Source organism: Hyphomicrobium sp., from assembly GCF_035572195.1.
Lineage (GTDB): Bacteria > Pseudomonadota > Alphaproteobacteria > Rhizobiales > Hyphomicrobiaceae > Hyphomicrobium_B.
This window is the reverse complement of record NZ_DATNBA010000123.1, coordinates 23827-29826: the sequence shown is the minus strand read 5'-3', so window position 1 is coordinate 29826 and position 6000 is coordinate 23827. Positions and strand designations below refer to the sequence as shown.

Annotated in this window: 10 protein-coding genes and 1 pseudogene; 7 read left to right on the top strand and 4 right to left on the bottom strand. The window is 59.5% G+C overall.

Going from position 1 to position 6000, the window contains the following annotated elements; genetic code table 11:
* Both VN623_RS10260 and VN623_RS10255 read left to right on the top strand, forming a co-directional pair.
* Positions 1 to 208, top strand: a pseudogene (locus VN623_RS10260) (DUF72 domain-containing protein); the annotation flags it as partial.
* Between the two features lie 151 nt (positions 209 to 359).
* Positions 360 to 710 carry a hypothetical protein gene (locus VN623_RS10255; RefSeq protein WP_325570730.1) on the top strand — a complete coding sequence of 117 codons (351 nt, stop codon included), beginning with the start codon at positions 360 to 362 and terminating at the stop codon, positions 708 to 710.
* Here the strand turns inward: VN623_RS10255 and VN623_RS10250 are convergent, their stop codons facing one another.
* Both VN623_RS10250 and VN623_RS10245 read right to left on the bottom strand, forming a co-directional pair.
* Entirely contained in the window at positions 711 to 968 is a 258-nt protein-coding gene (locus tag VN623_RS10250) for a hypothetical protein (RefSeq protein ID WP_325570728.1), read from the bottom strand.
* A 90-nt stretch (positions 969 to 1058) separates the two neighbouring features.
* A complete protein-coding gene (locus tag VN623_RS10245) occupies positions 1059 to 1616 on the bottom strand; it encodes a hypothetical protein (protein ID WP_325570726.1) in 558 nt (185 codons plus the stop codon).
* A gap of 239 nt (positions 1617 to 1855) precedes the next feature.
* Between VN623_RS10245 and VN623_RS10240 the strand changes: the two genes are divergently transcribed.
* On the top strand, positions 1856 to 2212 hold the full coding sequence (locus tag VN623_RS10240; protein WP_325570724.1) for a hypothetical protein: 357 nt from the start codon (positions 1856 to 1858) through the stop codon (positions 2210 to 2212).
* A gap of 36 nt (positions 2213 to 2248) precedes the next feature.
* Here the strand turns inward: VN623_RS10240 and VN623_RS10235 are convergent, their stop codons facing one another.
* The gene (locus VN623_RS10235) at positions 2249 to 2791 is read right to left on the bottom strand and encodes an SRPBCC family protein (RefSeq protein ID WP_325570722.1); all 543 of its coding nucleotides are present in this window, start codon (positions 2789 to 2791) and stop codon (positions 2249 to 2251) included.
* A gap of 303 nt (positions 2792 to 3094) precedes the next feature.
* Here VN623_RS10235 and VN623_RS10230 point away from each other — a divergent pair, with 303 nt between their 5' ends.
* Together VN623_RS10230 and VN623_RS10225 are read left to right on the top strand one after the other, a co-directional pair.
* Positions 3095 to 3865 (top strand): hypothetical protein, encoded by a 771-nt coding sequence (locus VN623_RS10230; RefSeq protein ID WP_325570720.1) that lies wholly within the window; start codon positions 3095 to 3097, stop codon positions 3863 to 3865.
* A 158-nt stretch (positions 3866 to 4023) separates the two neighbouring features.
* Positions 4024 to 4308: a hypothetical protein gene (locus VN623_RS10225; protein WP_325570718.1), complete on the top strand. Its 285-nt coding sequence runs from the start codon at positions 4024 to 4026 to the stop codon at positions 4306 to 4308.
* Positions 4309 to 4416: 108 nt separating this feature from the next.
* Here VN623_RS10225 and VN623_RS10220 read toward each other — a convergent pair whose 3' ends face one another.
* Positions 4417 to 4863, bottom strand: a complete 447-nt coding sequence (locus VN623_RS10220) for a hypothetical protein (RefSeq protein ID WP_325570716.1) — start codon at positions 4861 to 4863, stop codon at positions 4417 to 4419.
* A gap of 186 nt (positions 4864 to 5049) precedes the next feature.
* Between VN623_RS10220 and VN623_RS10215 the strand changes: the two genes are divergently transcribed.
* Both VN623_RS10215 and VN623_RS10210 read left to right on the top strand, forming a co-directional pair.
* A complete protein-coding gene (locus VN623_RS10215) occupies positions 5050 to 5490 on the top strand; it encodes a hypothetical protein (protein ID WP_325570714.1) in 441 nt (146 codons plus the stop codon).
* A gap of 73 nt (positions 5491 to 5563) precedes the next feature.
* On the top strand, positions 5564 to 5974 hold the full coding sequence (locus tag VN623_RS10210) for a thioesterase family protein (RefSeq protein ID WP_325570713.1): 411 nt from the start codon (positions 5564 to 5566) through the stop codon (positions 5972 to 5974).
* Positions 5975 to 6000 lie beyond the last annotated feature (26 nt).

The following is a 6000-nucleotide window of genomic DNA, read 5'->3' as shown; positions in this document are numbered from 1 at the left end:
TCAGTGGGCGACGCGCGCAAAGACATGGGCCTCGGGCGGCGTGCCAGACGACCTTCCGGTCATCGATACCAAAACAAAACCGGAGCGGCGGCCACGCGACGTGTTCGTCTACGTCATTCATGAAGGCAAGGTGCGGGCGCCGGCTGCGGCCATGGCTTTGATGAAAATTATCGAGGGTTCGACGAAATCCGGCAAGAGCTCCAAGTAGCGAAAATTGGTGCGCTCAAAAAAATAGCGCGACATCGAATTGGGCGCGCTATCCCAAATGGAACAGACAGTCGAGCAGATTGAGGTTCACAGAAGCACGCTTCCCGAGTTCAGTCGGGGTGCCTGCCAACAGTTCCTCTGAGGTGTTTCGGATGCTTACAAATTTCGAAGTCTTGCTCTACGCGTCGTCGCTCGTTGTGCTGCCGATCGCAATCTATTCCCTGCTTACCGGCTCCAAGGCACCCGAGGGAACTTGGATCGCAAAATATTACGCGGCGGAGACATATCTCGGCTTTACGGGCAACGTGTTCCTGCTCGCGGTTTGCGCCAATGGACTCGTCAAGCTCGGATTGCATTTCGGGTTCATCGATCCGGCACTGATGGACAGCATCAACTTGCTCATCGGCGTGCCGTTCATGGCGCTGCTCGTCATGTACCTCGGCCTCTGGATCAGAGCGGCGCGGAAAGTCCGACGGGGTGCAAATGGCGAGACGCGGCCATGATTACCAGCGGCGTCCACGCCGGTCATAGCGCGTCGAGTAGCCCCTGCGATAAGGACGTACGTCATAATAACGGGGCGCACGGTAATAACCACTCGGACCTCCCCAGCGTCGCAGGAATTCCAGGTCATTTTCGCTGACACGACCGGCTCTGGCATCGGCACGTGCGTGCTCGACGTCAAAAATCGTGTCGGCATTGGCGCTACCGGCGGCGAGTGCCCAGCCCACAAGCCCAGCAGCAAACATGATGGTCAACTTCATTGATGTTCCTATTCTGCGCGGAACCGTAACTGGTCCCGCGCCCGATCAACTGCAGGCAGTTCCTGCGTCTGAGTGAGGCCGCCGGCGATCTCAGTCGCCTGGGCATATCGTGGCGCGGTATCTGCGGCTGTAGTAGCAAACGTCGTCGTCGCCGTAGTAGCCGTAGTCATCGTAGTAGCCACTGTCGTAGTAGGGATAGTAACCGCCGTAGAAACCGACGAAGCCGCGACGATGGTGATTGTGATGGCCATGATGGCCGCCATGATTCCAGTTGCCCGAGTACCTCATCGCGCCACGAGACATATGTGAACCGCGGTTGAAGCTATGAAAATTTCCGCCGCCGCCACGGAAGTTGTTGAAGCTGCCACCACCGCCGCCACGAAAGCTATGAAAGCTGCCGCCGCCGCCACGAAAGGCACCGCCACCACCGAAACTACCGCCGCCTCCACGGAAGCCACCACCGCCTCCGAAACCGCCACCGCCTCCACGAAAGCCACCACCGCCGCCGCCGTGTCCGACGAGCGTAGCGGGCGTTCTGGCTGCCAGGTCCCCGGGTGCGAACCCACCCGGCGCGGCATTCGCTGCCCCCGAAAAGCCGAGAATGCCTGCGACGAGACCACCGAAAAGCGCACGATGTAAGCGCGACATAATCTGTTCTCCCAAAAGAGAGTTTGGACGCCCGATTAGGCGCGCAAATCTCCGCCATTAGCTGAATACGACTTGGCCTCCCGCGGCCTATCGTTAATATAGCGCGGTTCGGCGAACCTACTTGCACTAGCTGAATACATGGTGATCAACTTGCTTCAGCGGGTGCATAGCTGCCCCGCCATGCCGTCGTTTCCCGGGCGCACCGCTCAATCGGAAGCAACAATCAATAAAAGAGTAAAATGGATATGCTTCGAACCTCGTTCGCCTGTCTGGTTGCCAGCCTTGCTCTATGGCCCCTCACCGTGGCGGCCGCCGATGCCCCGTTCGCCGGGACGTGGGCGACAGACGTCCAGCAATGCGGCAACGACCAGGGCGCTGAAAATCCTCCGCTCGTACTTACCATGACGACGTACGATCAGGGAGAAGCTCACTGCACCTTGTCTGAGGTCAAGGAAGACGGCGGCGCCTGGAAGGCAGACGCCAAGTGCTCGGTCGAAGGCGACGAGCAGGAGGGGACGTTCACGTTTGTCGTCGATGGCGACAAGCTGACCATTCGCGATGATTCCGGCGAGCGCAGTCTTTCTCGCTGTCCTTAGCCGCAAGACCGCCTTACGGGCGCGATCATAGAAGCCTCAGTGTGGCGGTGGCGTACTCGTCGCGAGCTTGCCGAGGCTTGCGAGACCCTTCTCGAAACTGTCGCCGACCATCTTGTCGCCGTTCATGAGAATGCACATGGCGCGCACGAAGAACGGCCGGTCGCCCGTCATGGACCACGTCACATTGGTGCCCGCGCCTTCGGGCTTCAGCTGAAATTCGGCAACGCTGGTGTTGGCGAACGGTTTTACAAAATCGATATTCATCTTCACGTATTCGTCCGGCTTGCTTTCGACGATCGTCATCTTGCCCTCGCCGACCTCGCTGTTGCCGGACCACGAAAAGGCAGCACCGGTGCCGGCTTCCGGCCCTTCGAACGTTACCTTGGCATTGGGATCGAGCTTCGCCCAAGGCGACCAATCCTGCCACTTATGTAAATCGTTGACGTACGGGAACACTGCAGAGGGCGGCGCTGCGATCGTAGCGGATCGCGTTACGGTGCCGACGGCCGGCTGCATGGCGACGTATCCCGCGAACGTAAGCACAATCAGGAGAAGCGCGAGTGCGATTTTCTTCAGCATGACAGAGCTACTCCCAGGATGTGAATTCGCTGCCGGAGGAAAATCGCGCGGAGCTGTGGCAGATTTGCGGTTCGCTACGCACGGAAATGACACGGCGCACTCTCTCGCCGAATGCCGCATTTGAGCGTTGTATCACGCAAACACCGCGAAGAACGTCGCTTTGCGGATTTAAAAGTATCGTCGCGATAACCAAACTCTCTTGAGCCGGTCACGCGATCGAGCCATGTGGGCTTTGCGAACCGCGGGCGAGGGTTTAGATTATTCATCGGGCAGCACTGACGAGCCGTGAAGGAACTCGCTTTCGTGTCCTCGTATTGCTTACACTTGTTTGCGTTTGCCGCCATCGCGCTGGCGCACTGCGTGACGCCTGGGTTTGCATCCGCCGAGCCCAAAGACGTCAGCGAAACCGCCGCTGCCGCTTCGACCACAGCTCCCGCAATGACGATGGAGACGTTCCTCGACCGCCTGATGATGGCCGAGTCCGGAGGCAACGTCTTTGCGAACAATCCCAGATCGACGGCTCTAGGCCCGTATCAGTTCATTGCGGCGACATGGCTCGAGATCGTGAACGCGTCTTTCGCGGACAAGACGGCGAAGCTGAAGCCGAATGAGATACTTGATCTCAGAACCGAGCCGGTTTTCGCGCGCCAAGTCGCCATGGCCTATTCGCAATCGAACGCGGCCTATCTCGTTGCCAACGGCGCCAAGGCGACGTTCGCCAATCTGCGTCTTGCTTTCCTGGTCGGTCCCCGCGGCGCGGCACGCGTGCTCGCGGCAAAGCCCGAGACACCGGTCGCCACACTTCTCGGGCCGGTCGTGATCAACGCCAATCCCTTCATGTCAGGGATGACTGCGGCGGGCCTCATCTCGCGTGCGGAACGCGACATTGCTGCCGAACCCGGATCGCTGGCCGGTATTGATCCAAGCTCCGAGGCCATCAAGGCTGCGAAGGGGCGCGCTCTTGCGGCGCCGAAGATCGCGGTTGCGTGCAATCTCAAGCGGCCGAGCTGCAGGCGCTGGCTCGCGCTCGCAACGCGACGGGCGGCACGGAGCAAGCAGGCAAGTCGAGATTAGGCCGATCGAAAACATCAGGAAATGGATAAGCCAGACGCGGCCGCCGCCTCGTCTGCGCCACGCTGGACGCCGAATCTGTTAGACAGGGAGAATAATCCGGAGCGCGCGTCTGACCTGTTGTTGTCGCGCTCATCGCTGAAGCAACGACGGAGCGCATCATGTCGGACCGGACTCAACTGGCCATCGGCCGCAATTCAATCTCGGTGCCGCGGCTGACGAAACGGGCAATCGAGGCGGGGATTGCGATGGCGATTACGGCGTGCGTCGCCCTCGTCATTCTCGTCTTGAACAACGTGTTGACCGGACGCGGCGGCTGGATCGACGGCCTCGACGTCTGGTGGTCATTCATTCGCAAGCCGGCGATCCTTGGCACAATGTTTTTGACGGCTCTCGTGACGGCGATGTTCCTTTCCTGGCAGCGCGACCAGGACATCAAGCGCTAACATCTTCGAATTTTGCCGGCGGACAGCTTCCACCCGGCAGCGAAACGAAAACGGCGGGGCATGCGCCTCGCCGTCGTGATTCTTCGAGGATATTGGCTCACCTGCCGGTCAGCTCTTCAGACCCTTGTTGCAAAGGCTGTAGTAACCGCCGCCCTTTTGAATCCACTTCAATCCACCATTGCCATTCGAAGCCTTATTGGCGCGGTACTGATCGAGGCACGTGTGCATGCGCGCCTTGCCCGCGGTTTCCTTGGAGTACTTCGAATCGACGGCTTTCGGGAAAACGGCGCCCGAAGGGGCCTTCGTGGTCGCCGCAGCTGTTCCCGTTGACGGCTTTATGACCGGCTTGTCGTCGGCCGCTGCAGCGCCGGTACCGCACTCCTGCTTGCGAAATTCGTTCCAGTTCAAGCCGTTCAAGGTGCCGGCCGACTTGGCGGCATTGTACTTGACGCTGCACTCTTTGGCCGAGAGCGCGAAGCTCGGACTGGCGGTCAGGACAGCGATCGCTGCAAGAGCGCCGAGCGTTGCCGCTGGGACCAAAATGCGTTTAATCATCTCAATTCTCCTCGAAAGGCGCGATGCGATCCACCCGTGAAGAGAGTGGCGCCATGGATGGCTAGTGGACATAACGTTTTCGTTCTACTCCCGGTTGCCTATTTGAATAAAGATATAGAAGGGGGGCGTCCTGGTTAAACGGAAAGATTTTTGCTTAACAAATCCGAAAGAAGCCGGGAGGACCAATTGGGGGGAGTAGCCTTGCGATGCGGCCATCGTTCCCTGTCAGCGGTGTTGCTGGCGATCTTCCTCAGCGGGGGAAGTGCTGTCGCCGAGCCGGTCGATAAGGCCGTGGCTGCGGCCCGAGCCGCCGTCAGCAAATTAACCCCGAAGGATGCCGGTGGCCGGCATGGGCAGGCGTTAGGCGCCGTCGAAACCTGCGTCGGCATGACATTGACCGAAAGGGCCTCCGCACTCAGTTCGGTCTATGCGGGCGCCGATCTTGAAGCGTTCAAAACGCAAAGCGCAAAGATCTACAATGCCTGGATCAAGGTGAAGCATTGCATACAGCAGGATGACCCGAACCAATGCAGGATCATAGTCGATGAAAGCTGCGCAGCGGCCATCGCCGAGATAGGGCCTTCCGGAACCGCGCTGCCGGACCTGTTGGAGGCGCCTAAGCGCTAGCCTGGAAATCGTCATCGCCCATTGATCCGTCTTGCATTGCGCATTATGGCCGGGTGGTGATGAGGAGTGTGTCGTGGCGGATCTGTCGAAACTCATCGTAGGGCTAACGGGTTCAGCGACGTCGCTCGTCACACATGAGCGCCTGGCGACGCAGGTCGGCAGCGGCGACGTTCCGGTGTTTGCCAGTCCGATGATGATCGCCCTGATGGAAGCGGCAGCGGTCGACTGCATCGAAGCATATCTTCCCGACGATCATCAAAGTCTAGGCATGCACCTCGATGTCGTGCACTCGGCGCCAACTCCCCTTGGTTTCACCGTCACCGCGACAGCAACGCTCGAAGCGGTCGACGGCAGAAAACTGACGTTCAAAGTCACGGCTCATGACGGCGTCGAAAGCATTGGATCCGGCACGCACACGCGCGTGGTCGTTGATACGCCGCGATTTATGGCTCGCCTCGCGGCCAAATCTCTGCCACGGCAATAGGCAAAAGCAGGACGCCCCACCGAACC

Coding starts and splice junctions, on each gene's coding strand:
- VN623_RS10220 (WP_325570716.1), bottom strand. CDS start 4,863: ATGATTAAACGCATTTTGGTCCCAGCGGCAACGCTCGGCGCTCTTGCA.
- VN623_RS10255 (WP_325570730.1), top strand. CDS start 360: ATGCTTACAAATTTCGAAGTCTTGCTCTACGCGTCGTCGCTCGTTGTG.
- VN623_RS10240 (WP_325570724.1), top strand. CDS start 1,856: ATGGATATGCTTCGAACCTCGTTCGCCTGTCTGGTTGCCAGCCTTGCT.
- VN623_RS10245 (WP_325570726.1), bottom strand. CDS start 1,616: ATGTCGCGCTTACATCGTGCGCTTTTCGGTGGTCTCGTCGCAGGCATT.
- VN623_RS10235 (WP_325570722.1), bottom strand. CDS start 2,791: ATGCTGAAGAAAATCGCACTCGCGCTTCTCCTGATTGTGCTTACGTTC.
- VN623_RS10225 (WP_325570718.1), top strand. CDS start 4,024: ATGTCGGACCGGACTCAACTGGCCATCGGCCGCAATTCAATCTCGGTG.
- VN623_RS10250 (WP_325570728.1), bottom strand. CDS start 968: ATGAAGTTGACCATCATGTTTGCTGCTGGGCTTGTGGGCTGGGCACTC.